This window comes from Kroppenstedtia guangzhouensis (assembly GCF_014637345.1).
Lineage (GTDB): Bacteria > Bacillota > Bacilli > Thermoactinomycetales > DSM-45169 > Kroppenstedtia > Kroppenstedtia guangzhouensis.
In genome coordinates this window covers 56314-79736 of sequence record NZ_BMEX01000011.1, presented here as the reverse complement: position 1 = coordinate 79736, position 23423 = coordinate 56314, and the positions used below count along the sequence as shown (strand labels likewise).

24 protein-coding genes, 1 riboswitch and 1 other annotated feature are annotated in these 23423 nt (G+C 53.2%); of the genes, 23 read left to right on the top strand and 1 reads right to left on the bottom strand.

What is annotated here, in order from left to right:
- The first annotated feature begins 185 nt into the window (after nt 1-185).
- Nucleotides 186-1655, top strand: coding sequence for a PTS transporter subunit EIIC (locus IEV46_RS13305; RefSeq protein ID WP_229736119.1), 1470 nt, complete (start codon nt 186-188; stop codon nt 1653-1655).
- Between the two features lie 161 nt (nt 1656-1816).
- Here IEV46_RS13305 and IEV46_RS13300 read toward each other — a convergent pair whose 3' ends face one another.
- The gene (locus IEV46_RS13300; RefSeq protein WP_188433038.1) at nt 1817-2089 is read right to left on the bottom strand and encodes an AbrB/MazE/SpoVT family DNA-binding domain-containing protein; all 273 of its coding nucleotides are present in this window, start codon (nt 2087-2089) and stop codon (nt 1817-1819) included.
- A gap of 301 nt (nt 2090-2390) precedes the next feature.
- Here IEV46_RS13300 and IEV46_RS13295 point away from each other — a divergent pair, with 301 nt between their 5' ends.
- The 22 genes from IEV46_RS13295 to IEV46_RS13195 all read left to right on the top strand — a co-directional run bounded on the left by IEV46_RS13295 (nt 2391) and on the right by IEV46_RS13195 (nt 23286).
- Nucleotides 2391-3347, top strand: coding sequence for a DNA double-strand break repair nuclease NurA (locus IEV46_RS13295; RefSeq protein ID WP_188433037.1), 957 nt, complete (start codon nt 2391-2393; stop codon nt 3345-3347).
- A gap of 39 nt (nt 3348-3386) precedes the next feature.
- The gene (locus IEV46_RS13290; RefSeq protein WP_308420310.1) at nt 3387-5231 is read left to right on the top strand and encodes an ATP-binding protein; all 1845 of its coding nucleotides are present in this window, start codon (nt 3387-3389) and stop codon (nt 5229-5231) included.
- A 65-nt stretch (nt 5232-5296) separates the two neighbouring features.
- Nucleotides 5297-5542, top strand: a binding site (T-box leader).
- Between the two features lie 46 nt (nt 5543-5588).
- The gene (gene metG / locus IEV46_RS13285; RefSeq protein ID WP_188433035.1) at nt 5589-7556 is read left to right on the top strand and encodes a methionine--tRNA ligase; all 1968 of its coding nucleotides are present in this window, start codon (nt 5589-5591) and stop codon (nt 7554-7556) included.
- Nucleotides 7557-7724: 168 nt separating this feature from the next.
- Nucleotides 7725-7853 (top strand): hypothetical protein, encoded by a 129-nt coding sequence (locus IEV46_RS18355; protein ID WP_268235904.1) that lies wholly within the window; start codon nt 7725-7727, stop codon nt 7851-7853.
- 25 nt (nt 7854-7878) lie between these two features.
- Nucleotides 7879-8409 carry a signal peptidase I gene (gene lepB / locus IEV46_RS13280; protein ID WP_229736111.1) on the top strand — a complete coding sequence of 177 codons (531 nt, stop codon included), beginning with the start codon at nt 7879-7881 and terminating at the stop codon, nt 8407-8409.
- 147 nt (nt 8410-8556) lie between these two features.
- A complete protein-coding gene (locus IEV46_RS13275; RefSeq protein ID WP_188433053.1) occupies nt 8557-9351 on the top strand; it encodes a TatD family hydrolase in 795 nt (264 codons plus the stop codon).
- Nucleotides 9351-9962, top strand: a complete 612-nt coding sequence (gene rnmV, locus IEV46_RS13270; protein WP_188433034.1) for a ribonuclease M5 — start codon at nt 9351-9353, stop codon at nt 9960-9962. Before IEV46_RS13275 ends, rnmV begins: the two co-directional genes overlap by 1 nt.
- Entirely contained in the window at nt 9955-10827 is an 873-nt protein-coding gene (gene rsmA, locus IEV46_RS13265) for a 16S rRNA (adenine(1518)-N(6)/adenine(1519)-N(6))-dimethyltransferase RsmA (RefSeq protein WP_188433033.1), read from the top strand. Before rnmV ends, rsmA begins: the two co-directional genes overlap by 8 nt.
- Before the next feature lie 53 nt (nt 10828-10880).
- Nucleotides 10881-11354 carry a ribonuclease H-like YkuK family protein gene (locus tag IEV46_RS13260; RefSeq protein ID WP_188433032.1) on the top strand — a complete coding sequence of 158 codons (474 nt, stop codon included), beginning with the start codon at nt 10881-10883 and terminating at the stop codon, nt 11352-11354.
- A 171-nt stretch (nt 11355-11525) separates the two neighbouring features.
- Entirely contained in the window at nt 11526-11813 is a 288-nt protein-coding gene (gene veg, locus IEV46_RS13255) for a biofilm formation stimulator Veg (RefSeq protein ID WP_188433031.1), read from the top strand.
- A 114-nt stretch (nt 11814-11927) separates the two neighbouring features.
- A riboswitch (cobalamin riboswitch) is annotated at nt 11928-12127 on the top strand.
- 377 nt (nt 12128-12504) lie between these two features.
- A complete protein-coding gene (locus tag IEV46_RS13250; RefSeq protein WP_188433030.1) occupies nt 12505-14754 on the top strand; it encodes a ribonucleoside-diphosphate reductase subunit alpha in 2250 nt (749 codons plus the stop codon).
- A gap of 11 nt (nt 14755-14765) precedes the next feature.
- Nucleotides 14766-15794, top strand: coding sequence for a ribonucleotide-diphosphate reductase subunit beta (locus IEV46_RS13245; protein WP_188433029.1), 1029 nt, complete (start codon nt 14766-14768; stop codon nt 15792-15794).
- Nucleotides 15795-16175: 381 nt separating this feature from the next.
- Nucleotides 16176-16346, top strand: a complete 171-nt coding sequence (locus tag IEV46_RS13240) for a small, acid-soluble spore protein, alpha/beta type (RefSeq protein ID WP_188433028.1) — start codon at nt 16176-16178, stop codon at nt 16344-16346.
- Nucleotides 16347-16504: 158 nt separating this feature from the next.
- Entirely contained in the window at nt 16505-17395 is an 891-nt protein-coding gene (gene ispE / locus IEV46_RS13235; RefSeq protein ID WP_188433027.1) for a 4-(cytidine 5'-diphospho)-2-C-methyl-D-erythritol kinase, read from the top strand.
- 40 nt (nt 17396-17435) lie between these two features.
- On the top strand, nt 17436-18272 hold the full coding sequence (gene purR / locus IEV46_RS13230; protein ID WP_188433026.1) for a pur operon repressor: 837 nt from the start codon (nt 17436-17438) through the stop codon (nt 18270-18272).
- Nucleotides 18265-18645, top strand: coding sequence for a RidA family protein (locus tag IEV46_RS13225; protein WP_188433025.1), 381 nt, complete (start codon nt 18265-18267; stop codon nt 18643-18645). Before purR ends, IEV46_RS13225 begins: the two co-directional genes overlap by 8 nt.
- A 96-nt stretch (nt 18646-18741) precedes the next feature.
- Nucleotides 18742-19029 carry a septation regulator SpoVG gene (gene spoVG, locus IEV46_RS13220; RefSeq protein ID WP_188433024.1) on the top strand — a complete coding sequence of 96 codons (288 nt, stop codon included), beginning with the start codon at nt 18742-18744 and terminating at the stop codon, nt 19027-19029.
- A 211-nt stretch (nt 19030-19240) separates the two neighbouring features.
- A complete protein-coding gene (gene glmU / locus IEV46_RS13215) occupies nt 19241-20614 on the top strand; it encodes a bifunctional UDP-N-acetylglucosamine diphosphorylase/glucosamine-1-phosphate N-acetyltransferase GlmU (protein ID WP_188433023.1) in 1374 nt (457 codons plus the stop codon).
- A gap of 44 nt (nt 20615-20658) precedes the next feature.
- On the top strand, nt 20659-21609 hold the full coding sequence (locus IEV46_RS13210) for a ribose-phosphate diphosphokinase (protein WP_188433022.1): 951 nt from the start codon (nt 20659-20661) through the stop codon (nt 21607-21609).
- A 94-nt stretch (nt 21610-21703) separates the two neighbouring features.
- A complete protein-coding gene (locus IEV46_RS13205; protein ID WP_188433021.1) occupies nt 21704-22321 on the top strand; it encodes a 50S ribosomal protein L25/general stress protein Ctc in 618 nt (205 codons plus the stop codon).
- 95 nt (nt 22322-22416) lie between these two features.
- Nucleotides 22417-22995, top strand: coding sequence for an aminoacyl-tRNA hydrolase (pth, locus tag IEV46_RS13200; RefSeq protein WP_188433020.1), 579 nt, complete (start codon nt 22417-22419; stop codon nt 22993-22995).
- 60 nt (nt 22996-23055) lie between these two features.
- Nucleotides 23056-23286 carry an anti-sigma-F factor Fin family protein gene (locus IEV46_RS13195; RefSeq protein WP_188433019.1) on the top strand — a complete coding sequence of 77 codons (231 nt, stop codon included), beginning with the start codon at nt 23056-23058 and terminating at the stop codon, nt 23284-23286.
- The last annotated feature ends 137 nt before the right edge of the window (nt 23287-23423 follow it).

The following is a 23423-nucleotide window of genomic DNA, read 5'->3' as shown; positions in this document are numbered from 1 at the left end:
CAAAGACACAGGCCCGACCCCGGCAATGATTTGATCAGACACACCCTAAAAGGAATTAGGCCATAAGGTATAGAATCTGTAAAAGGAAAAGAGTCTCGACTGGCACAGTATGTTTAAATTCAGGACGAACCACATACCATTGTAGCAATCTGAACTCTTGGGGGTGTAATCAAAAAGTGAAAGCGCTGTTGGGAAAGCTGCAGCAGGTTGGTAAAGCGTTGATGTTGCCCATCGCGGTCATGCCGGCAGCAGCGTTGCTGATGTCTCTGGGGGTGCTGATCAATACCATTGCCGACAAAACGGCCATCACCTGGATGACTGAGATCGGAAACACCATGATTACCGGCGCCAACGGGATTCTGGGTTTTCTCCCCATCCTGTTTGCCGTGGGTGTGGCCATCGGTTTGAGTGGCAATTCCGGAGCGGCAGGGTTGGCTGCAGTAGCCGGGTACCTGGTGCTCAATTCCATTGTGGGTATGAATGTCTCGGCCCCGGACAATCCGGCATGGCAGGTTAAAATCGACCAGATGGGAGTCTTGGGCGGGATTATCACCGGTCTGGTTACCGCATATCTGTTTAAACGTTTTCACGATATACGACTGCCGGACTGGCTTCAATTTTTCGGGGGCAGCCGCTTTGTTCCCATCGTCACATCTTTTGCTATGTTTCTGTTGGGGATCCTGTTCCGCTTCATCTGGCCTCCTGTTCAGGATGCGATTGAAGCAGCTGGAAACGGAGTGATCGGAGCCGGTGCGGTGGGATTGTTCGGCTACGGATTATTGAATCGGATTCTGATTCCCTTTGGCCTTCATCATATCATCAACACCTTGGCTTGGTTTCAGTTGGGTAAATTTCAAAATGCCGCTGGGGACGTAGTGACGGGAGATCTCAACCGCTTTTTCGCCGAGGATCCCACTGCGGGCATTTTTATGGCAGGCTTTTTCCCGATCATGATGTTTGCACTTCCGGCCGCCTGTCTTGCGATGATCCATGAAGCCAAACCCTCCCGGAAGGCGGCCGTGGCCGGGGTGCTTGGGAGTGCGGCTCTCACTGCTTTCATGACCGGAATCACGGAACCGATAGAATTCGCATTTATGTTTCTAGCTCCGGTTCTTTATGTGATCCATGGAGTGTTGACCGGGACATCCATGGCCTTGATGTATCTGCTGGACGTGAAACATGGATTTGGGTTTTCCGCCGGATTGATCGATTATGTGGTCAATTTTCACCTCTCCACCAAAGGATGGCTCATCATCCCGGTCGGCCTGGTTTACGGTCTGGTGTACTACGGAGTCTTCCGTTTTGCCATCAGGAAATTCAACCTGCCCACCCCAGGAAGGGAAGATGATGTAGATGTCGGGGAGGAAGTTGAAGCCCCCGGCGATGCAAAAGAAGGTCAGGATGAACTGACGGTTTTGGCGAAAGGGGTGTTGGAGGCCATCGGCGGTGAGGAGAACGTTGAAGATCTGGATGCTTGTATTACCCGGCTCCGAATGACTTTGAAAGATGATGGCAAGCTGGATCAAGACCGGTTGAAGAAACTGGGTGCATCGGGAGTGATCCGTGTGGGGCCCGGAAATTATCAGGCGGTGTTCGGAACCCGTTCCGAGTTGCTCAAAGAACGGATCCTGAATCAAATGGGACGACATGGATGATTTCCCTCTCCCAAGAGATTGTCTAAACTATGAAATTTGTATATAATTTCAAAAAGGACCTCCCTCAGGAGGTCCTTTTTGAAACGGAGCACCGCACCATGTGGTTCAGTAGGATAATGTGTGGGAAGAATGCTTTCTCAGACTTTTTAGTGACAGATATATCAGGCTCTTACGCCTTCTTCTTCTTTCAGCAGTTCAAACATTTCCTGGATGCACTTCTTGCTGACCACCTTGTTTTTGTAGCGGACAGTCTCGTCCACTTCCCCTGTAAAAATGCATGCAGGTTCGTATTTTTTCAACACGATTCGCTCGCCGTCGACATAAATTTCAAGGGCGTCCTTTTCGCCGATCCCCAGGGTGCGACGCAGTTCGATCGGGATGACAACACGACCCAACTCATCAACTTTGCGGACAATTCCAGTAGATTTGAGCATTGCGAATTTCCCCTCTCAGTTTTTGGTCTGTTTTTGGTCTTGGTCTCGCTCCCGTCAAAATTCGACAGTAACGATGTCAAAATCATCATACCAGCGATTCCCATTACAGTCAATATAACAGACTATAATGAGATAGAAAATTTTTTTGGATCTTTGTTTGTGTCAGGTCAGAAGGGAGAAGTTTTTGGCTCTGTCTGCGTTTGCGGGAAAGGCTTTTTCAAGTAGAATGAGGAAAGAAAGGAATAGCGGCAAAGAGATAGATAACATCGTGGTGTGTTAGTACCGGATGGGAGGGGTGGAGGTGCTTTTGCTGTCTGAGGAGCTGAAGCAAAAGCTGGAAGAGACGAACAGGGATCTGCGGCGGGCTTATCCCCGGGATCTGTTCAACCGGGATGGAATCCGGGATCGACTGACATCGATCGGTCGCATATACATGGCGGAGAAATGGGATGGGCAACAGATGAAAGAATGGTTGGGTGAGCGGACGCTGGTGGGGGTGGATGGATCAGTCAACACCACTCCGGGGACCCATCCTCACACCCTCTCCGTGTTCCAGGCCCTGGCCAAAGGAACCCGGGGAGAAGAGAAATGGTCTGCCGATCTGTACACCCCCTTGCTGGAGGAAGAAGAGGAAGGGGCCGAGGGCCAACTGGCACGGGAGGCGAAGCACCGGGGCAGATTGTTGGCCGGACTGGAGATCCAGGTAGCCCTTTATGCCATCCGCAACTGGACTCCACGGGTGGTGATGATGGATGGTTCACTCCTTCATTTTTTGATCGATCATGCCGATGCGTGGGAAGAGCTGGTCAAGGCGGCGGAACAGGCCGATGTGTTGTTGGTGGGGGTTTCCGAGGAGATCGAAACCAAAAGCCTGGCACGCACGTTGTTCCCGGAACAAGGGAATTACTCCGACCGGGAAATTCTGTTTGGGGTGATGAAGCCGGGAGAGGTTTATGTTTCCGCTGAAATGGATCCCCCGGGAACCGGCTTGTGGAAGGCGGTTCTCTCCCCTTCCAAACACCCGCAACCGGTGGGAGTGGATGGTCTGTTAAGCCAGTCGGAGGCCCGCGGGGACATGGTTCGACTGGTCCACAGTCTCACTCCGGCCCAAGGGCGGGGCATTCCTCTCTGGCTGGATATCGTCGATCAGGAAGTGAGGGTGACGGATGCTCTGGTACAAGGCATGGTGGAACAGTACATCGATCCGGACCTTCGTCACCGGCTTTTGGTTCCCAAACGAAGCGACCGGGTTCTGTGACCGGGATCGATTGTGAGAGGAGGAGTGGATCCCTTGCAAGTGGTGGGCGTGACGACACAACAGGAAGTGTATGTGGCATCCAAAGACCGCAAATTTCGCATCAATGAAATTTTGGTGATTGAAGACGGAAACTTGGGGAATCCGCGGGGAGAAGTGGTGGAGACCCTGTCTTACAACCGGTTGATCCCCATGGGGCTGGACAAGTCCATTATCGACACGGAAGTGATCCGTTCCCTGGAACAGATCGGATATGATATCGGATCTGATGAGGTAAATCTGGCCAAACTGCGGCTGTTTTCCGAAGCATCTCATCCGGTCCGGACGGGGTGTGTCGTGCGGGCACCACGGTTTGATGAAGTGCGTCACCTGCTGGTGAAGACGTCTCCGGATCAAGGCTTGGTGTTGGGTGAGATCCGGGGAACGGAATCCTTGGGAGAGAGCGTGGACGATGATCTCAGGGACCGGGTTCATCTGCTGGAGGAGGGGGAGCTTCGAGCTCAGACAGGGGTACCTTTCCTTTTTGATATTCAATCCATGCAGCAATACCCCCATATCGGGGTTTTTGGAGGGTCAGGGTCGGGTAAATCCTTCGGGCTGCGGGTGGTTCTGGAGGAATTGATGAAGCTGGCGATTCCCACCTTGGTGTTCGATCCCCATTTTGAAATGCAATTCGGGGAAGTATCCCCTGATCTCGCTGGGGTGTCCCCCTCATTCGGGGATCGGTGGCGGGCGGTGCAGGTGGGACAGGAGGTGGGAATCCGATTTACCGATCTGAACACTCGGGATGTGGTAAGTCTGATCGGGGCCGCCGGTGGAAGCCTGTCGGAATCTATGGTCAACGTGGTGCAAACTCTTCACCGGCGGAGAGATCACTTCACCACCTTCAGTGATCGTCTCAATAATGTGGCCCAGGCGATTGAAGAGGGGGCTCAGGGATTGAACCGGCGGCTCAGGGAGGAGGATCTAACACCGACAGATGTGGAGCGGATCAAGGATCTCCTCGATTTGCACCAACAGTACGGCAGCCTCCCTCTGTCCTCTCTCAAGGGCGTTCAATGGCGTCTCAACCGTCTGGAGAAGGCAGGTCTGTTTCAGCGGGATATCCGTCCGATCGAGGAAGGGCTGGAACAGGGACGGTTGGTTGTTGTCCAAGGGGATTCCTGGATATTGCAAGTGTTTTCCACTTATGTGATCGGGTCTCTTTACCGGAAACGGAGGGAATACAAGGACGCCCGCATGAACGGGGAAGAGGGAATCTTTTTTCCGCCCTTTGTCATTGTGACGGACGAAGCTCACAACTTTGCCCCGAAAGGGGTGGACTCCCCTCCCAAAGCGGTCTTGAAGGAGATCGCACAGGAGGGGCGGAAATACGGTGCTTTTCTGATCCTGGCCACACAGCGGCCCACTTTGCTGGATGAGACGATCACCGCTCAGCTCAACACAAAGTTTGTCTTCCGCACCGTCAGGGGAACCGATATTGCCACATTGCGGGAAGAGACAGACCTGACCGCTGAGGAGGGAAAGCGCCTGCCCTATCTGCGTTCCGGCGATGCTTTCGTCTCTTCGGCAGTTTTTGGACGGACGGTCTTTGTCCGGATCCGGGCAGCCTATACCCGCAGTCCTCATGTCACCAATCCTTTTGACGAATTGAAACAAGTCCATGCGGAACGGGAAAGGCGCATTCTCGATGCGATTCAGGATCGTTTGCCTTTCTTTGACACTGATTTGGTGGAAACCGTCGGGCTCATCAATCGGGAGTGCGGTCTCGATTGGGGGGTGAATCGGTTGCGGCAAGAATTGAATGATTTGGCGGCGGCGGGCCGGATTCTGAAAAAAGAGTCCCCCTTCGCCACTTGTTATGACAGGATCGGAAACAGGGGTTGACTCTTTTTCACTCCGGTTGATCAAATGTCCTGGATTTGTTTATAATGGATACTAAACTTGAATCAAAACATTCGCAGACGGGGAAGAGTAGCCCATGAGCATCCATGACAGAGAGCCGGAACAGGTGAAAGCCGGTATGGGAGCGAAGGGTGAAGATGGCCCCTGAGAACCCGTCCCCAAGCCCATGGGGGTGTGTAAGGACGGGTGTATCCGGCATTAACGGACCAGTGTGATCACTGATGGAGGGTGCCTGCCGTGAGGGGGTGCCGAATGTTGGGTGGTAACGCGTGAGGAAACCTCTCGCCCCATGACCGGGTGGGAGGTTTTTGATTTGTGAATCAAAGGAGTGATTCCTCGATGACCAAGCCTGCTTTTTATATTACGACCCCGATTTATTACCCCAATGACAAATTGCACATCGGTCACGCCTACACGACGGTGGCGGGGGACGCCATGGCCCGCTACAAGCGGTTGAGGGGTTACAATGTCCACTATTTGACCGGAACCGATGAGCACGGCCAAAAAATAGAGCGCCGGGCGAAGGAACAGGGGATGGAACCTCAGGAGTTCGTGGACGGGATCGTTAAGGGAATCCGCAAATTGTGGGATAAGTTGGAGATCTCCTACGATGATTTTATCCGAACGACCCAGGATCGGCACAAAAAGGTGGCCCAACAGTTGTTTCAGCGTCTGTTGGACCAGGGGGACATCTATTTGGATGAGTATGAGGGGTGGTACTGCACTCCCTGTGAATCCTTCTGGACGGAGCGCCAGCTGGAGGAGGGGAATTGTCCCGATTGTCACCGTTCCGTGGAAAAGGTCCGGGAGCAATCCTATTTTTTCCGCCTGGGCAAATATGCGGATCGCCTTCTTCAGTATTATGAGGAAAATCCGGAATTCATCCAGCCGGAATCCCGAAAAAACGAGATGATTCAAAACTTCATCAAACCGGGCCTCGAAGATTTGGCCGTCTCCCGGACCACCTTTGATTGGGGGATTCCGGTACCGGGAAATCCCGGGCATGTGATGTATGTTTGGATCGATGCCCTGACCAACTATATCTCCGCCCTCGGTTATGGAACGGAAGGGGATTCCAAATATCAAACCTATTGGCCTGCGGATGTGCACTTGGTGGGGAAAGATATTATCCGTTTCCATACCGTGATCTGGCCCATCTTGCTGATGGCTCTGGACCTGCCGCTCCCCAAAAAGGTGTTCGGCCACGGGTTTTTTCAAATGAAAGACGGCAAAATGTCCAAATCCAAGGGAAATGTGGTGGATCCGCTTCCGCTTATCGACCGCTACGGATTGGATGTGTTGCGTTATTATCTGTTGCGGGAGGTTCCCTTCGGTTCCGACGGCGTCTTTACACCTGAAGGGTTTATAGAACGGGCCAACGCTGATCTGGCCAATGATCTGGGAAACCTGTTGCACCGTACCCTGACAATGGTCCAAAAGTACTCCGACGGGGTGGTGCCCCAACGTCTTTCGGAGTTGACACCAGAAGATGAGAAGCTGGAACAATTGGCCGAGTCGACGGTGCAGAAGGTGGAAGCGGCCATGGAAAATCTGCAGTTCTCTGTCGCGATGATCGCCATCTGGGAGCTGGTTCGCGGCACCAACCGTTATTTGGAGGAGACCATGCCTTGGGAATTGGCCAAGGATCCGGCCCGAAAATCCCGTTTGGGGTCGGTTCTGTATCATGTGGTGGAAGGCTTGCGCATGGTCAGTATCCTCATTCAACCGTTTCTGGTGCAGACTCCGGCCCGGATGTGGGAGCAATTGGGCATCGCTCCCGGAGAGGTCACTTCCTGGGACAGCCTGTACCGTTTCGGATCCTATCCTGCCGGCACAAAAATCAATAAGCAACAACCCCTCTTTCCCCGGCTCGATGTGGAAGAAGAAGCTGTGGCGATTGTCCGGATGATGGGGGGGACACCTGTGAATACTGTTATCGATGAAAAAGAAGAGAAGGAAGGAAAAAAGCAGGCCGATGAGGCGGCTGTGATCTCCATTGAGGATTTCAATCAAGTGGACCTGCGGGTGGCCCAAGTTCAGAGCGCGGAGAAGGTGAAGGGAGCCGATCGGCTTCTGAAGTTGCAACTGGATCTCGGTTTTGAAACCCGCCAAGTGGTGGCTGGAGTTGCCCAGTATTATGAGCCTTCGGAATTGGTGGGACGGAAGGTGATCATGGTTGCCAACCTGAAGCCTGTCAAACTTCGGGGGGAGCTCTCCCAGGGCATGGTGCTGGCGGCCGAGGAGGGGGACCATCTCGTATTGTCCACCGTATCCGGTGACATCCCCAACGGGACCCGGGTGAAATGATGCACCACCCCGCCGACGGCCCACCGGCGGGGATCTTTTTCTTCCGTTTCCAGGCTTTTGCACAAAATTCCCGGAAGTCGGGAGGGGGTGGCAGGTGCAGGATTGCCGGGAGTCGAAGAAAAATAGATACCACGAAAGCAGGGCTGTTGATGAACAGGAAAATGGGTGTTGGAAAGGGAGTTGTGTACTGTTGAGGGAGACCGTGAAGGGAGGCGGTCCCAGGTGGCTTGTTCCGGATGCAACGGTCACGTGGCTGAACGTTCCCTCACCCGGGATTTGGCGGATCAACAGGCCTGATACGAGAGAGCTTGGAGGGGTCAGGTTGGGAAAGAGAGCGAGAAGAGCGGTTAATGAATGGTTTACCGCGATCTTGGTAGCGGCAATATTTATGCTTGTGGTCCGGGTTTTTCTGTTTGCCCCTTATGAGGTGCATGGGGAATCGATGTACCCCACCTTCAAAGGGGAAGAATTGCTGATTGTAAATATGTGGATTTATCACGTATCCGAGCCGCAATACGGAGATATTGTGGTTTTTCACACCGATGACGATCGGGATTTTATCAAACGGGTGATCGGAAAACCGGGGGATCGCATTTCCGTGGAAAGGGGACGCGTGATTCGAAACGGCAAACCGCTGACAGAGCCGTATATCCGCAAAGACTCTTTTACAGGTCCGCAAATCAAGAGGATGCCGGAGACGGTGGTTCCAAAGGGACATCTGTTCGTTCTGGGAGATAATCGGGCCAACAGTCGGGACAGCCGGGACCTCGGGGCCATCAAGGTGTCCGAAGTGGTGGGACGGGCGGATATCAAAGTAAAGCCCCTGCGCGATTTTAAGCTGTTGTTCCGCTGATCCGTCTGACGCAGGGAGGGTCGGTCTTTAAGGAGTGTTGCAATGCTCGACCGACTGGCCCGTAACGCTCTGAATCACAACACCTTCCACGATGAAAACGGTAGACGAAATCGCTTCTTATTTTCCGATGGAGACAGGAGGGAGCCCATGCTTTTTGATAGTCATGCACACTTGAATGATCAGCAATATGCCCAAGATCGGGAACAGGTGATTCAACGGGCACGAGAGCAGGGGGTCACCCGGATTCTCAATGTCGGTTTTAACCGAAAGACGATTGAAGAGACCTTAAAACTGGCGGAAACCCATGATTTTATCTATGCAGCCGTGGGCTGGCATCCTGTCGACGCCATCCACTGCACAGTGGAGGAGTTGGATTGGATTGAATCTTTGAGTGATCATCCCAAAGTGGTGGCACTGGGTGAGATGGGATTGGACTATCACTGGGACCAGTCTCCGAAAGGAGTGCAGGAGAGTGTCTTCCGCCAACAGATCCGTCTGGCCCGGGAGTTGGACATGCCCATCATTATCCACAATCGGGAGGCAGATGATGATGTAATCCGGATCCTGCGGGAGGAAAAGGCGGAAGAAGTGGGCGGAGTCATGCATTGTTTCAGCGGAAGTTGGGAGATCGCCAGCCAATGTCTGGACATGAATTTTCACATCGGGCTGGGCGGGCCCGTCACCTTTAAAAACGCCAAGCTCCCCAAGGAGATCGCCGTACAGGTTCCCTTGGACCGTCTGTTGGTGGAGACAGACTCTCCATATCTTGCTCCCCACCCCCACCGGGGCAAGCGAAATGAATCAGGTTATGTCCGGTTGGTGGCGGAGAAAATCGCAGAACTGCGGAATATGTCCGTGGATGAGGTGGCTCGCCAAACCTTTGCAAATGCCAACCGCCTGTTTCGGATCGAGGATGCAACAGGATCAACTGAAGGACAGTGATGGAGAAATCACCGTTCTCGTTATATAGGAAAAGGGTGGGGACGATTCAACAGATATCAGTTAAAGAAGTGATTGTGGTGGAAGGACGGAACGATACAGAAGCTCTCCGCCGTGCGGTCCGGGCTGACACCATTGAGACCCGGGGGTCGGCGGTGGGTCCGGATGTGATCGCCGAAGTGAAGCGGGCCCGGGACACACGGGGGGTGATTGTCCTGACCGATCCCGATGGAGCCGGGGAGCGGATCCGGCGCATCATCTCCCGGGCGGTGCCCGGTTGCAAACATGCCTTTCTCACCCGGGAGGAGGCGACGGGGGAGCATGGACTCGGGGTGGAACATGCTGCTCCGGAAGCGATCCGACGGGCGTTGACAAAGGCCCGTTGCGAAGAAGGAGAGGTGTTTTCCACCTGTGTTTCCTGGGAAAGATACCTGGAAGCGGGGCTCGTCGGTGACCCAAAATCCCGTCTGCTTCGGGAAGAGCTTGCCGTAGTCCTGGGGATTGGTTATGGAAACGCCAAGCAATTTTTTCGGCGTCTTCATCTCCTTCACATCACTGAAGAGGAATTTGAAGATGCGCTGAAACGAGTGGGAAAGGGTGGAGCGGATGGATGAGGTCGGCATCGCCGGACGGACACGTCAGTTGCTGGCGGAACGGGGATTGCGGTTGAAAAAGAGCCTGGGTCAGCATTTCCTCACAGATCGGCGTATACTTGATCAAATGATGGAAGCTGCGGGACTCGGGCCGGAAGCCGGAGTGCTGGAGATTGGTCCGGGAATCGGGGCTCTGACCGAAAGATTGGCGATGGCAGCCGGTCAGGTTGTTGCAGTGGAGTTGGACGATCGGCTGATTCCGGTTCTCAACAGTCTGTTCTCAGGGCAACCCCATGTTCATATCGTTCACGGGGATGTGATGAGTTTGGATCTCTCCAGATTGTTGCGGGATCACCTGGGAAATTGCAACCCCATCTGTGCAGTGGCCAATCTTCCCTATTATGTCACCTCTCCGATCCTGATGCGGCTGTTGGAGGAAAAACTTCCTCTGGACCGAATTGTGATCATGATTCAAAAAGAGGTGGCAGAGCGTCTGACCGCTTCCCCCGGAAGCAAGGCCTACGGCTCCATCACGGTTGCCACCCGGTATTATGCTGAAACGGAATGGGTCACCAGGGTTCCGGCCCATGTCTTTGTTCCCCAGCCCCAGGTGGATTCCGCTGTGATCCGATTGAACATCCGGCAGCGTCCACCGGTGGAAGTCCGGGATGAAGCTCTGTTATTTCGGGTGATCCGGGCTTCTTTCGGCCAGCGGCGTAAGACACTGCTAAACGCCTTGAGCACGGGTGTTGTTGGGGAGGGGAAGGAAATCATCTCCCGTGTGCTGTTGGAAGCGGGGATTGACCCCAAACGGCGGGGGGAAACTCTCTCGTTGGAGGAATTTGCTTTGGTGACCAATCGACTGGATGAAGTAGCGAGGAACTGAACCAGCAGGGAAAACTAGCCGGCAACGCCCGGAACCTCGGAGGCGAATGGAAGTTGCAGTTCTATCATCCACGCAGGGGCCGGATCAGCCTGGAACGAATGATATCCGAGATTTATGCCTATATTGAAGAGGATCGAAATGCTGTTTATAAAATGGTGATCGGAACAGACTCCCAGACGAACCATAAAGAGACGCTGTTCATTACCGCTATCATTATACACCGGGTGGGAAAAGGAGCCCTCTTCTACTATTCCAAAAAGAAGAGCCGCCCCCTGCTGGATCTCCGCTATCGGATCTACAAAGAGACGGAATACAGTCTGGCTCTGATGGAACGATTGAAAGAGAAGGGTTTTCTCGGGGCCTCTCTCGAATTGCCGGTGGAAATTCACCTGGATGTCGGGCGAAGGGGAGAGACCCGGAAACTGATTCAAGAAGTGGTGGGTTGGGTCACCTCCGTAGGCTACACGGCAAAGATCAAACCGGATGCCTATGCCGCCAGCTCCGTGGCGGATCGTTTCACCAAATGAGGAGATCTCTCAGGAATGTCGACGGAGACAGGATTTTATCGAGAAGGAACTTTTATTGTCAATTACCGATTTACCCGTTGACACAAGGGTTAAACCCCTGCTATAATTCACGTTTTGACAATTACACCTCATTTGTGATATACTTCTCATTGAGTGAGGTGGTCGAGCTAAATGGGTAGGAATGCGCTGTCTGAAATAAAACGGACCTTGGATGGCTATATCGGTCAAAAAATCCGGTTGAAGGCCAACAGTGGACGTCGCAAAACGATTGAACGCAGCGGGGTTCTCGAAGAGACATACCCTTCCGTGTTTATCGTCAAACTGGACGAGGATCAACACTCCTTTGAACGCGTTTCTTACAGTTACGCCGACATCCTGACAGAGACGGTGGAATTGACCGTTTTCCAAGATGAAGGACAAGTCCCCGTCAAGTATGTGAAAGACTCCCAACAACAATAATATCTCGTGCATGAGTTTCGCATGATCCGATCCCACCGTGGTTCGGATTTTTTATTTACAACGAGACATAGATTCGATATGATGGGGTTGTACATCTACTAAAACTCAATATGTTGTGTTTTGTGGGATGCAGGTGCTCCTTCGGGAAGCTGAAAAGGGAATCCGGTGAAAAACCGGAGCTGTCCCCGCAACTGTAAATGTGAACGAAACGGTGTGACCACTGCTCAGTCGGGTCCCTCAGGGCTGTCTGTGCGGGAAGGGCCGGAGTAGGATGAAGCATGAGCCAGTAGACCTGCCTGCAGTTCCCGAATGTTTCCGGTCTTCGGGGGTTGGGATTTGGAAACGGCGGAATCGGTCAATGAAGGCGAGGAGCTTTATCTGCATGCCTGTCTGTTTCGCCGTGCTCCAACCATGCCAACACCCTGGAAAAAAGGGTGTTTTTTTATTTGGTCTAGAAGCATTGTGAAAAAAGCCGTCATACCCACAGGGCACAAGTCGTGCCCAGGGTCGCTTCGCTCCCTGATCACGCTATGCAGGGAGGGTTGTTGGGTTTCACATGGAGTGATTTTGTCAGTTCAGAACAACGAAACGATCATGTGAAACCCAATCCCGACCGACCCGGCCGGCACTCATTCACAAAGCTTCCAGGAACCCTGAGCAGAGGCTTATTTCAGAGGAAGGCGGCGATGAAATGATCGGAACCGGTCTGTTGTCGACAGAATTGATTCCCCGTGACAAACAGGCAATGGAACGTTTTCTCCAAGAATTGATGAGCGATTTCCCCAAACTGGATGCTCATGGGTACATGGCTAAACAGCTGCACTCTGTTCGAGATGGGGATTCCATGGATCGAATCGCCGACAGAATGGTCCTGGACGCCCTGGAGCGGATCAGCGGAGAGGAACCGGATTGGACCTTTGTGGCATCGCGGATTTACTTGCTCCGCCTCTATGTGGAAGCGTCCCAGCAGCCATTCCGTCAGGGAAAACCATACGGGGATTTTTATGAGTTGATCCGCGTTCTTACGGAAATCGGAGTCTACTCTCCGCTGTTGCTGGAATCATATACCCGTGAGGAAATCGAGGGATTGGCGATGATGATCCGTCCCGAGCGGGACCACCTGTTCACTTATGCCGGATTGAGAACACTGGCAGACCGTTACCTGGCCCGATCCCGGACAGGAGAGCTTTATGAGCTCCCACAGGAGCGCTTTCTCGTCATCGCGATGGTCTTGATGTCCCGGGAAGAAGGGAATTGCCGGATGCACTGGGTCCGTGAAGCCTACTGGGCTCTTTCCAACCAGTACATGACCGTGGCCACACCCACCCTGTCCAATGCCGGCAAAGATTTTGGACAATTGTCTTCCTGTTTTATCGATGTGGTGGATGACAGTCTCCGTGGAATCTACGACAGCAACACCGATGTGGCCAGGATTTCGAAAGGGGGAGGCGGTCTGGGTGTCTACCTGGGAAAAATCCGGTCCCGGGGGAGTGATATCAAGGGATACAAAGGGATCAGCTCGGGAGTGATCCCGTGGATGAAACAACTGAACAACACCGCGGTGAGTGTAGATCAGTTGGGACAACGGAAAGGGTCGATCGCTGTCTATCTGGATATCTGGCATCAGGATGTCCTCTCTTTTCTCGATGCCAAGCTGAACAATGGAGATGAACGATTACGGACCCATGATCTCTTCACCGGGGTGTGTATTCCCGACCTTTTTATGGAGGCGGTGGAAGCCAGGGAAGATTGGCATCTGTTTGATCCGCATCAAATCCGGAATGTGATGGGGTGGTCTCTGGAAGATTTTTATGATGAAAAACGGGGAGAGGGCTCTTTCCGGGAGAAGTACGCAGCCTGTGTTCGGCATCCGGATTTGGACAGGACCACAGTCCCGGCGATTGAATTGATGAAGCGGATCATGATCTCCCAGTTGGAAACCGGAACACCTTATATGTTTTACAGGGATGAAGCTAACCGAAAAAACCCCAATAACCACGCAGGGATGATCTATTGCTCCAATTTGTGTACCGAGATCATGCAGAATATGAGTCCCACTCTGTTGCGCGAGGAATGTGTGGATGAGGGGAAGATTTTTATCACCAAGGAGCCCGGCGATTTTGTGGTTTGCAACCTCTCTTCCATCAATCTGGGGCGGGCGGTGCCTGACGGGGTGTTGAAACGGTTGATTCCGGTTCAGGTGCGGATGTTGGACAATGTGATCGATCTGAATCCGATTGAGGTCCCCCAGGCGAGAATCACCAATCAAAAGTACCGGGCGATCGGATTGGGCACCTTTGGATGGCATCATTTGCTGGCTATCAAAGGGATCCGTTGGGAGTCAGAGGAGGCTGTTCGCTTGGGGGAGGAGCTTTACGGAGAGATCGCCTATCTGACAATCCACGCCTCCATGGAATTGGCCCGGGAAAAAGGGCCCTATCCTCTATTTGAAGGAAGCGATTGGCAGACCGGGGCTTATTTTGAGAAGAGAGGATTGCTGGAGGAGCCCTGGTGCAGCTTGGCAAGGGACATCCGTCGCCATGGCCTGCGCAACGCCTGGTTGATGGCCGTGGCTCCCAATGCCAGCACATCTCTGATCGCCGGCAGTACGGCTTCCATCGACCCCGTATTTCGCCGGGAATACAGCGAGGAGAAGAAAAATTACAAAATACCGGTCACTGCCCCGGATCTGACCCCGGAAACCAGCTGGTATTATAAACCGGCCCATGAGATCGACCAACGGTGGAGCCTGCGGCAGGCAGCGGTCCGTCAGCGCTATATCGATCAATCCCAGTCTCTCAATCTGTATGTACGCCACGACATCAAAGCCCGGGATCTGTTGGATTTGCATCTGACCGCCTGGAAATGGGGTCTGAAAAGCACCTACTATTTGCGGTCCACAGCGACGGAGTATCTGGATTGTGACAGCTGTTCCAGCTGAGGAGGGAAACCATGCAAAAACGTAAACTGTATGATCCTGCCGCGCCCAATGCCGGCACCGGCATCATCAACGGACGATCTTCCAATGTGTTGAACTGGGATGATTGCCGCTTCCCCTGGGCTTATCCCCTGTACAAGAACATGCTGGCCAACTTTTGGACCCCCTTTGAAATCAATATGTCGGAAGACATCAAACAGTGGGGACGGTTGGCGGAAGAAGAACGGATCGCTTTTAAAAAAATCATCGGACTGCTGGCTTTTCTCGACTCGATACAGACCGATTATTCTTCGAAGGTGGCCGATTATCTGACTGATTCCAGCCTGGCGGCTCTGATGACGGTGCTCTCCTTTCAGGAAGTGGTGCATAACCAATCCTACTCTTATGTTCTCTCTTCCCTTGTAACTCGGCAGGAGCAGGAAGAGGTGTTTGAATACTGGAAGCATGACCAGGTCCTTCGGGAACGGAATGAGTTTATCGTTGAGGGCTATCAGGCGTTTGTGGAGACGCCTGAGCCTCTCACCTTTCTCCGCTCCATCGTTTATGATGTGATTTTGGAGGGACTCAACTTTTACTCCGGGTTTGCTTTTTTCTACAATCTGGCCCGCCACCAGAAGATGGTCTCCACCTCCACAATGATCAACTATATCAACCGGGATGAACAACTCCATGTACGGTTATTTGTACAGATTTACCGGGAATTGTTACAGGAAGTTCCCGAATTGAACACCGAGGAAAACCGGAACTATGTGACGGAGTCATTTCGAAGAGCGGCGGAATTGGAGATCCGGTGGGGGGAAACCGTCCTCGGTGACCGTTTTGACGGGATTCAACCTGATGAACTCCGGGCCTATATCCGCTTTATGGCCAACAAACGGGCTCATGAACTGGGTGCGGAGCGTCCTTTTCCCGGATACCGCAAGAATCCCATGCGCTGGATCATCGCCTATCAGGATGTCAACCGGGGGAAACAGGACTTTTTTGAAGGGAAATCCCGCCAGTACAGCAAGGTTTCTTCGGACAACGGTTTTGATGAATTGTAATGGAGGAACCGGAAGCTTTTTTGAAAAGCCTTGCAAAAAGTCATTCACAGGGGGGATCACATAGAGTGTCTATGGCGGTTAAGAACAGCGAAAAGATATGTGAAACCCGATCCCGACCGACCCGGCCGCCGCTAAATCACACCGCTTTTAGTGCCTGGGTGGGGATTTGATTCGCCTTTGTATCCGTAGGGCACAAGTCTCGCTTGGGGTCGCTTTCGCTCCCCGGTCTCGCTATGGCCATCCTGCCTCCGCCTTGCTTAAAGAAGATCAAAGTTCCCTAAAGGCGGCTACGTTGATAAAAGGAAGGCATTGGTTGGGAGAGACGGGCCAGGTTGAACCATACTAAGGGTGCCCGACCGGAGAAGGAAAGGGAGGAGTCAGATGGCACGACGGGGAGTCATGTCGGAAGACTTGAAGATCGAGTTGGCCAAAGAACTGGGTTTTTATGACGTGGTTCAGCGTGAAGGCTGGGGCGGAATCAAGGCCCGGGATGCAGGAAATATGGTCAAACGGGCGATTGAACTGGCCGAGGAGCGTATGGCAAACCGATAAGTTTGAGTCTCAGGATACCTCAACGGATCCGGTCCACGGGCGAGGGCGGGGATTTTCCCGCCCTTTTTCTTTGCTTTTACGGTATATATGCACATGATACAATAATAAAGCCAACTTACCTTTTCGGGTTGGAACAGGTGCGGAAAGGGGGCGAAATATTGGATGTCTCAGTAAAGGCACCGGCCAAAATCAATTTGACGCTGGATGTCTTACATAAGCGGGCGGATGGTTATCACGAATTGGAAATGTTGATGACCACCATCGACCTTTCGGATCGCATTGATTTAACCGAAACCCGGGGCGGGATCACTTTGGACAGCACTTCGGGCTTTGTACCCTTCGATGACCGAAACCTGGCCTATCGAGCGGTTGCTTTAGTCAAAGAGCGTTTTGGGATTCAAAAGGGTATCCATGTCCGAATTCGGAAAAACATACCGGTGGCGGCGGGGTTGGCCGGTGGTAGCAGTGATGCGGCCGCCGCCTTGAAAGGGCTGAACCGGTTATGGGACTTGGGACTGACAGTGGAAGAGATGGCGGAGTTGGGTTTGGAGCTGGGTTCAGATGTTCCTTTTTGTATCCACGGTGGAACCGCGATCGCCCGGGGGCGGGGGGAAAAGATCACTCCTGTGGCTCCGCCTCCTCCCTGCTGGGTGATTTTGGCGAAACCTCCCCATGGGGTGTCCACGGCGGAAGTATTTGCAGCGTTTCAACTGGACCAAGTGGAGGAACGGCCCCGATTGGATCGGATGATGGAATCCCTGGAGAGGAGAGATTTCGGCGGTGTCTGTCATGAATTGAGCAATGTGTTGGAAAGTGTGACCTTGGTTCAATATCCCAAGGTTCGCCGATTGAAGGAAAAGATGATCACTTTCGGGGCTCAAGGGGTTTTGATGTCCGGCAGTGGGCCGACCGTGTTTGGACTCGTTCAGAGGGAGAACCTGGCCAAACGGGTGGTGAACGGACTTCGGGGATTTTGTCGACAAGTGGTCGCAGTTCGCTTGCTGGGCGGTCTGGAGAGGTCTCCCCTTGATAAAAAACGGTTGAAGTGATATGTTTCTCAACAAATATTCGGATTCAGCGGAGGACAGCATGAAGAAGTGGAAGCGAAGTGCACGCTTGGTGGATATGACCCGTCGATTGCTCCGGGATCCCCACCGTTTGATTCCTCTCACCCATTTTGCCGATCGATATCAGGCAGCCAAATCTTCCATCAGCGAAGATTTGGGCATCATCCAAGAGGTGTTCCGAAGCGGGGGTTCGGGTGAACTGGAGACAGTTTCCGGCGCCGCCGGCGGTGTTCGCTTTCTCCCCCGGGTGGATCGTCCGGTGGCGGAGGAACTGGTGGACACACTCTGTCGGCAATTGTCCGATCCGGGGCGCATCCTTCCGGGGGGATATTTGTATCTGTCCGACCTGTTGGGGAATACGGCGATGGTCCGGGAAATCGGGCGCGTCTTTGCTTCCGTTTTTTGTGACAGTCGGGCGGAAGTGGTCGTTACCGTGGAAACCAAAGGGATCCCGTTGGCTTATGCCACTGCTGATCATCTGGGTTTGCCGGTTGCGATCGTTCGCCGGGATAGCCGGATTACCGAAGGCTCCGTGGTCACCATCAACACCGTCTCCGGCTCCAGCAAACGTTTGGGGAGTCTGTCCCTGTCCCGGCGCAGCCTGAATGAAGGGGCGCGGGTGCTGATTATCGATGATTTTATGAAAGCGGGGGGCACGGTTCGGGGCATGATCGACCTCATGAATGAATTTCATGCCCAGGTGTCGGGAGTGGGTGTGATGACAGACACTTTGCTGGAGGAACGGTTGGTGGAAAGTTATGTTTCGCTGACGACGGTCGCCGAAGTGGACGTGAAGAAAAGGGAAATACAAGTGGTGCCCGGAAATCTTTTGGACCAGGGGGGATGGATTCATGAATAGAGTACAGACGGATCGTGCACCGCAGGCGATCGGGCCTTATTCCCAGGCAGTCCGGACGGGGGACTTTGTCTTTATTTCAGGGCAGATCCCGTTGACTCCCGATGGAGAGCCGGTGACAGGTGGTGTGGAAGAACAGACCCGGCAGGTGTTGACCAACTTGAAGGAGATCCTGGATGCAGCCGGAAGCGGCCTGGAGCAAGTGGTGAAAACCACGATTTTCCTGAAGGATATGAATCATTTTCAACAAGTGAACGAAGTTTATGCCCGGTTTTTCGGCGAATTTCGTCCGGCACGAGCCTGTGTCGAGGTCTCTCGACTGCCCAAGGATGTGTCAGTGGAGATCGAAGCTGTGGCCATTGTGAAGAATTCGTGATTTTTTCACGAATTCTTGGCAGTATCTTGCAGGGAATACACCATCCATGTGGAATATGTGAAGTACATCATCTCTGGAAATGGGTGGTGAAGAAGGTTGGAAATTACGGATGTTCGACTCCGCCGGGTCACTCGTGAAGGCAGGATGCGGGCGATCGCTTCGATTACGATCGACGGCGAGTTTGTGGTGCATGATATCCGGGTGATTGACGGCAACAATGGCATGTTTGTGGCCATGCCGAGTAAGAGAAGACCCGACGGGGAGTTCCGGGACATTGCACACCCTATCTCCCCCGATTCCCGGGAAAAGATTGAGATGGCGGTCCTGGAGGAATACCATCGTGCCGGTGAAGAGGTGAACTCCGCGGTTGAGGGGAGCGCATAGCCCTCCAGCCGGGGATTCCGGGAGCATTTCGCCGGTTTGCAGGGGTTAGACAGGCGAAAAAGCATGTACGCGGCAGGGATCCAGCCGGATGGATCCCTGCCGCTTTTTTTTGTCTTTAAGTCGCCACTGGAGGTGTGTTCTTGCATTGACAGTACCTTTGGGATATAGTCGGATGTGGAGTTTTGATAGAATTTCGGGGGGCTTCTCTCTGATGGAAAATTTGTTTGCCGTCGTTCTGGCTGCGGGTAAAGGAACTCGCATGAAGTCCAAGAAGCACAAAGTGTTGCATCCGGTTTGCGGTAAACCGATGATCGACCATATCATCGACATGCTGGTCGATCTTGGAACCGACGAACGCGTCGTCATCGTGGGTCATCAGGCGGAATCCGTCGAGAAGCACTTGGAAGGGCGGGTCTCTTTTGCCCGTCAGGATCAACAGTTGGGTACCGGACATGCTGTCATGCAATCCGCACCGCTTTTGGCGGGCAACGACGGGGTGACCCTTGTCATGAACGGAGACCATCCGCTGTTTACTCGGGAGACCCTGGCCCAATTGGTTCGGTCACACCGAGAGAGCGGTGCCGCTGCCACCATCCTGACCGCGGTTCTTCCCGACCCGACAGGGTACGGCCGGGTGATCCGCAGAAGTGACGGGACCGTGGACCGGGTGGTGGAACACAAGGATGCAACGGAAGAAGAGCGTGAAGTGCGGGAGATCAACACAGGAACTTTTTGTTTTGATAACCGACTTTTGTGGGATGCACTTTCAAAAGTGAGCAACGATAATATGCAGGGGGAATATTATCTGCCTGATGTGATTGGCATCCTGAATCGTGACGGCTATCCGATTGGAGCCCAGCCGGTGGCCGATCCGGCAGAAGCCGGGGGGGTGAATGACCGGATTCAGCTGGCGGCGGCGGAAAGAGTGATGCGTAGACGTATTCTCAACCGGCACATGAAGGAAGGCGTAACCATCATAGACCCTGATAACACTTACATTGAGGCGGGTGTGGTGATCGGTGAAGATACGGTGATTCACCCGGGAAGTGTTCTCCGGGGTCGAACCCGGATCGGCACCGATTGCATCATCGGCCCTCATGCGGAGTTAACTGATTTGGAAGTGGAGGACGGGGTGGTTATCCGCCATTCCTTCCTCCAGGGGAGTCGGGTGGAGAAAAAGGCCACGGTGGGCCCCTATGCTTATGTGCGCCCTGGCTCCATTCTTGGGGAAGAGAGCAAGGTGGGCTGTTTTGTGGATGTGAAGAATACATCTATCGGCAAAAAAAGCAAAATATCCCACTTGGGGTATGTGGGGGATGCCGAGGTGGGTGAGGGAGTCAATATCGGTTGTGGTGCCGTAACAGTGAACTATGACGGGAAGAATAAACATCGGACGGTGATCGAAGACGAGGCTTTTGTCGGATGCAATGTCAATATGGTGGCACCGGTCACGATTGGAAAAGGGGCATATGTGGCGGCAGGTTCCACCATCCACCGGGACGTTCCGGAAGATGCGTTGGCCATTGCTCGGGAGCGTCAGACCAATAAACCCGAATATGCAAAAAAACTGCGTCGTAAAGACTGACTCGAACTGATACTTTTTCAACATGGCTGGAGGGTTGGGGGAAGATGTCCACGGATACACAGAGGCGTTTGCAAGTGTTCAGCTGTAATTCCAATCCGGAGTTGGCCCGGGAGATTGCCGAGCATGTGGGGGTTCCCTTGGGCAATGCGGTTGTCGGCAGCTTCAGTGATGGTGAGATTCATGTCCGACTGGATGAAAGTGTCCGGGGTTCCGATGTCTATGTTATACAATCCACTTGTCATCCGGTCAATCAGAACCTGATGGAGCTGTTGGTGATGGTGGATGCATTGAAACGGGCATCGGCCCGGACGATTAATGTGGTGATTCCGTATTACGGTTACGCTCGCCAGGATCGGAAAACCCGGGCCCGGGACCCGATCACAGCCAAATTGGTGGCCAATTTGATTGAAACGGCTGGTGCGGACCGGATGATCACCATGGATCTGCATGCCACCCAAATCCAGGGTTTTTTCGATATTCCTGTGGACCACTTGTTGGGCGTGCCGATCCTCGGGGAATATTTCATTCAGAAAAAATTGGATGACCCGGTGGTGGTCTCCCCTGATCACGGGGGAGTGATCCGGGCCCGCAAGCTGGCGGAGCGCCTGGAAAGCCCGATCGCCATTATTGACAAGCGCCGTCCGGAGCCCAATGTGGCCGAAGTGATGAATATCGTCGGGGATGTGAAGGGAAAACGTTGCATCATTATTGATGATATCATCGACACAGCGGGAACGATCACACTGGCAGCCAACGCCCTTTTGGATTACGGTGCCAAAGAAGTGTACGCCTGCTGTACTCACCCGGTTTTCTCCGGCCCGGCCATCCAGCGGATCCGGGACTCCAAGATTACGGAGATGGTGGTGGCCAACACGATCCCCCTCACTGAGGAAAAGCAACTGGATAAGATTTCCGTACTCTCTGTCGCTTCACTGATCGGTGAAGCGATCATCCGGGTTCATGAAGAGCTGTCCGTGAGCAAACTCTTCGACTGACTGAGCGACGGCGGGTGTTTATCCTTCTTCAAAAAAGGGAATGGTTGTTACAGGTATGTATCATGTCCATTTCCATGAAGGAGGAAATCTGTCCATGGTCTATCCAATCGCCGTAGCAATACGGGAGAAATACCCCCGTTCCCAGTTGACGCAACTGCGTCGGGAAGGTCGGGTACCGGCTGTTGTTTATGGCAAAGGGATGGAAAATGAGCTGATTCATCTGGAAGCCGGCCAGGTGATCAAAATGTTGCAACAGGAAGGAATGTCGGCGATTTATGAACTTCAATATCCCGGCAGTAAATCCAGGCAGGTGATGATCCGCGAACTGCAACGGGACCGAATCAAAGATAAAATCATCCATATCGATTTCAACGAAGTGAAACTGGACGAGCCCATCGATACGGAAGTTTATATTGAACTGACGGGTGAGCCGACAGGGGTGAGAGAAGGGGGAATCCTGCAACAACAGCTCCGCAGTGTGGAGGTTCGTTGTCTTCCAGCTGATCTCCCCGACAAACTGGAAGAGGACATCACCCATCTCGCCATCGGTGATACATTGACAGTCGGCCAGTTGTCGATCTCAGACCGGGTGGAATTGCTCACCGATCCCAAAGAGACAGTGGCTACGGTTCTCCCTCCCCGGATGGAACAGGATGATGAAGAAACGGATGAGACCGAGAAGGCTCCGACGGAGCCCCAAGAGAAGGAATAATTCCGTCAATGAAGAAATAAGAGCGTGAAAGTACCATGGGGAAAGGGCGCAACGATCTACGTTGCGCCTTCCCTGTGTTGGTGAGGAGGAGCGAGGTGAAAGTGATCGTCGGCCTGGGGAACCCAGGTATCAGGTATGCGTTGACCCGACACAACATCGGTTTTTGGGTGGTGGACTGCTTGGCCGAGGAGTGGAAGATCCCCGTTCAGAAAGAAAAATGGAAAGCCCTGGTGGGAGAAGGGAGGGTGAATGGAGAGAAAGTCATCCTGCTCAAGCCAAATACCTATATGAACCTGTCCGGGGAATCGGTTCGGCCTGCCTTGGAGTGGCTGAAATGCGGTGTGGAAAATCTGCTGGTCATCTATGATGATCTGGATCTTCCCCCGGGAAAGATTCGGTTGCGGATAAAGGGGAGCGCTGGTGGGCACCGGGGAGTTCAATCGTTGATCGACCACCTGGGAACCCAAGAGTTCAAACGGATCAAAATCGGGATCGGAAGGCCTAATGTACCGATTCCGATCCCGGATTATGTCCTGTCCCGCTTCACCCGGGAGGAGGAGGAGCCGATTGCCGGGGCGGTGGGACGATCCGCCGATGCGGTGCGACAATGGATGGAACATCCTTTTCCCGAGGTGATGAGCCGATTCAACCGGAATCAGTCTGCTGATCAGTGAATGAAAAATGCCCCTGCCGGCGATACTAGGGCAGAATATCCCCTGGGCAGGAGGCATAGGATGTCTGTAACTTATCTTTGCCGATATTGTGACATGTTGATCGGTCAGATTGAAGATGAACGGGTGACCGAGTTTCAACTGGGATTTCATTTATTGACCCCGGAAGAACGGAAAGATATAATATCCTATGATTCAGACGGTCAAACAACCGTTCGAGTGATCTGTGAATCGTGTCAGGAAATGTTGGATCGAAATCCGGAAATGTCCTTGTTGGCCCGTCCTTTCCATTGATTTTGAGACGGAGGTTGAATCCGGACCGGGGAAGGCGCCGGACAGTGACGGGTGCGGGGTTTTGCGATACAGCCTTAGCTGTCCCAGCTGAGGCTTCTTTTATATGTGATCGGTGGATTCTCTTTCTTTTTAGGAGA

Bases quoted from the DNA above. Each gene is read 5' to 3' on its own strand.
- IEV46_RS13300 (WP_188433038.1), bottom strand. From the start codon at position 2,089: ATGCTCAAATCTACTGGAATTGTCCGCAAAGTTGATGAGTTGGGTCGT.
- metG (WP_188433035.1), top strand. From the start codon at position 5,589: ATGACCAAGCCTGCTTTTTATATTACGACCCCGATTTATTACCCCAAT.
- IEV46_RS13275 (WP_188433053.1), top strand. From the start codon at position 8,557: ATGCTTTTTGATAGTCATGCACACTTGAATGATCAGCAATATGCCCAA.
- rnmV (WP_188433034.1), top strand. From the start codon at position 9,351: ATGGAGAAATCACCGTTCTCGTTATATAGGAAAAGGGTGGGGACGATT.
- rsmA (WP_188433033.1), top strand. From the start codon at position 9,955: ATGGATGAGGTCGGCATCGCCGGACGGACACGTCAGTTGCTGGCGGAA.
- veg (WP_188433031.1), top strand. From the start codon at position 11,526: ATGGGTAGGAATGCGCTGTCTGAAATAAAACGGACCTTGGATGGCTAT.
- IEV46_RS13250 (WP_188433030.1), top strand. From the start codon at position 12,505: ATGATCGGAACCGGTCTGTTGTCGACAGAATTGATTCCCCGTGACAAA.
- IEV46_RS13245 (WP_188433029.1), top strand. From the start codon at position 14,766: ATGCAAAAACGTAAACTGTATGATCCTGCCGCGCCCAATGCCGGCACC.
- IEV46_RS13240 (WP_188433028.1), top strand. From the start codon at position 16,176: ATGGCACGACGGGGAGTCATGTCGGAAGACTTGAAGATCGAGTTGGCC.
- purR (WP_188433026.1), top strand. From the start codon at position 17,436: ATGAAGAAGTGGAAGCGAAGTGCACGCTTGGTGGATATGACCCGTCGA.
- IEV46_RS13225 (WP_188433025.1), top strand. From the start codon at position 18,265: ATGAATAGAGTACAGACGGATCGTGCACCGCAGGCGATCGGGCCTTAT.
- glmU (WP_188433023.1), top strand. From the start codon at position 19,241: ATGGAAAATTTGTTTGCCGTCGTTCTGGCTGCGGGTAAAGGAACTCGC.
- IEV46_RS13210 (WP_188433022.1), top strand. From the start codon at position 20,659: ATGTCCACGGATACACAGAGGCGTTTGCAAGTGTTCAGCTGTAATTCC.
- IEV46_RS13205 (WP_188433021.1), top strand. From the start codon at position 21,704: ATGGTCTATCCAATCGCCGTAGCAATACGGGAGAAATACCCCCGTTCC.
- IEV46_RS13195 (WP_188433019.1), top strand. From the start codon at position 23,056: ATGTCTGTAACTTATCTTTGCCGATATTGTGACATGTTGATCGGTCAG.